The sequence below is a fragment of the Vibrio sp. 1402 genome (assembly GCF_033340275.1).
Genome location: NZ_JAWOWE010000766.1, coordinates 1 through 506 on the forward strand (window position 1 = coordinate 1; position 506 = coordinate 506).

A 506-nucleotide genomic window follows, 5' to 3' on the forward strand; every position below is an offset into this window, starting at 1 on the left:
TGGGTTGAAGACCGTGAGCTGTTACTCACCCAAGCGCTGGGGGCGATGCGTTTGCCTTCGGTGGATTACCTACGCATTGCTACCAAAGACGAAGTTATCATCGAGCTCGGAACAGAAATCACGCAAGATGTGGTTGAGAGGCGTTGGCCGATGCAGTTTAGTGTGGGGGAAAAAACGTTTGAGCTCGCAGAGCTGACTGTGCAGTCTGATCTTAGCGCCGTCTATCAAGATTTATGGCAACAGTTCTTTTTTCTGCTCACGACAGAAGCGATAAAAATTTTGCTGTTGATGGTTGGGGTGTTGTGGGTTGCCTTCCGTTTATTGGTGAATCCTTTGCAGTTGCTTTCCGGTGCGGTGAGTGATTTTAGCGGCGGTAATGCGCCGAGTACGGTCACGCTGCCCAAACGTTGGTGTTTTGATGAAGTCAGCTTGTTGGCGCAAAAATACAATCGAAGCGTGAAAAAAGTGCGAGAGCATCAAGCCGAGTTAGAAGCAGAGCGAGATAA

General features: G+C 49.2%; 1 pseudogene. It reads left to right on the top strand.

Annotated features, from left to right (window positions below):
* A pseudogene (locus tag R7044_RS28375) lies at positions 1 to 506 on the top strand (hybrid sensor histidine kinase/response regulator); the annotation flags it as partial.